Here is a 1,528-nt window from a genome sequence, read left to right as displayed (position 1 = left end):
GATGAAGTTAGGAGGTTTAGCTTAGGGAGTTGGACTGACTGCTAGCGCAGCCAGCGAATAACTATTACCTATTGACAGGAGTTGGGCTCATATGTGTTATGTGTAAGTGCCAATTTAGTCCTCCAATTTGCCAAATGTCCAATCTGCAATGGAAGAAAAACGTTCTGCATAGGTACCAATACCCATAGACGTTAGTTGATGAATTGTCGGATCTATTTTGGCCAGCTTCCCTACATGAACGAGTTTAGGCTTGCTGCTTTCTATGCAATCATCGTCACCACATAAAAATTGCCAAGAGCCGTCAAAATCTCTCACTGAAAACAAAATAGGTGCAGATTGCGCAAATACGTGAGGACAGACAAACACACCATAGTCATCCTTGAAATTCAAACTTACCTCCTTACACATAACGCTCCGCATAACGGGCAAAAACACGTAGGCTACAATACCAAGCGAAGCGCAGGGAGCCTACGTGTTTTTGTCCCTAGCGAGCGCAGCGAGTGTTAATGCGTTTGTTATGTGCGCGGCTCTGAAACAACCTTTACGTAACCAACTATGGTGTACGCCTCACAAATATGCCAAGTAAAGCCTTTTTTGATTAATGGTAAATCTTGTTTGGGCAATACAAACCCTCCAATTGCTCTGCAAGTACTCCCTGGCTCTAGTATTTCGACACCGATAAAATTTAGCTTTCCAATAAAGGCGTAATCTCGACCAGGAATCCAATGGTTTGGGCTTATTCCAGTTCGATACCCCCACCGATTTTTCATGGCAAGTTCAATTAAGGAGACTTCAACTTCACATTCTATATCGACAGTTTCCAAGCTAAACGTCCCTTGAGCACATAACGCCCCAATAACGGGCACAAACGCGTAGGGCAAAATAGCGAAGCGGCCCTGCGTGTTTGTGTCCCAGCGAGCGGAGCGAGTGAGTTAATTGGTTTGTTATGTTGCCAGCCATTGAGGCTAATAGAAGTCATATAGCTCTTTGAACCTTTCTAGTGACTCCTCTTCATTTTGTCCGAGAAGAGATTCGTTATAACTGATACTTTCAGGTACGCCAGCAGTTGAAAAGTTCACCCTAACAAACTCTGCATAATGGCTTATGCCATAGCTTAGGTCTTGAAAGCCAAGAGTTTTGTTCTCTGAAATTGGCTTAAAAGAGTTCGCATGAATAAACAAAGAACTCAGAGTTGGGCCATTCTTGTGATATTGAGCATTTATTTGTACAAGTTTAATTTCAATACCTTTTAGATGAGGCATTTGCTCTAATACAAAAGATATTGATCTCTTTTCAATCGCATCTTTATCTAGTGACGCTAGTGTATCCCAAACATACTCTTCTGTTCCTTGGGCTGATGAAAGGAAGAACATAAGAAAACATGCAAGCACTCTCGACTTCAACTTTTCAAACCTCCAATGTTTATTGCAACATAACTTTTAAATAAGGGGCGCAGGCATGTGGGCTAAAATCCGAACGAAGTGAGCAGCCCACATGTTTGCGTCCCAGCCCGCGTAGCGGGCGAACT

General features: G+C 42.9%; 3 protein-coding genes. All 3 read right to left on the bottom strand.

Annotated features, from left to right (window positions below; translation table 11 throughout):
- Positions 1-114: 114 nt before the first annotated feature.
- The gene (locus LHL20_RS20900; RefSeq protein WP_226434687.1) at positions 115-390 is read right to left on the bottom strand and encodes a DUF2185 domain-containing protein; all 276 of its coding nucleotides are present in this window, start codon (positions 388-390) and stop codon (positions 115-117) included.
- A gap of 125 nt (positions 391-515) precedes the next feature.
- The gene (locus LHL20_RS20895) at positions 516-824 is read right to left on the bottom strand and encodes a hypothetical protein (RefSeq protein WP_226434686.1); all 309 of its coding nucleotides are present in this window, start codon (positions 822-824) and stop codon (positions 516-518) included.
- Positions 825-965: 141 nt separating this feature from the next.
- Complete coding sequence (locus tag LHL20_RS20890; protein ID WP_226434685.1) at positions 966-1,373, bottom strand: hypothetical protein; 408 nt, start codon at positions 1,371-1,373, stop codon at positions 966-968.
- Positions 1,374-1,528 lie beyond the last annotated feature (155 nt).

This window comes from Alteromonas sp. McT4-15 (assembly GCF_020515205.1).
Lineage (GTDB): Bacteria > Pseudomonadota > Gammaproteobacteria > Enterobacterales > Alteromonadaceae > Alteromonas.
Note: the sequence above shows the minus strand (reverse complement) of the source record. Positions and strands in the feature narration are given on the sequence as shown.

Excerpts from the sequence above, each read along its gene's own strand:
- LHL20_RS20890 (WP_226434685.1), bottom strand. The coding sequence starts at position 1,373 with ATGTTCTTCCTTTCATCAGCCCAAGGAACAGAAGAGTATGTTTGGGAT.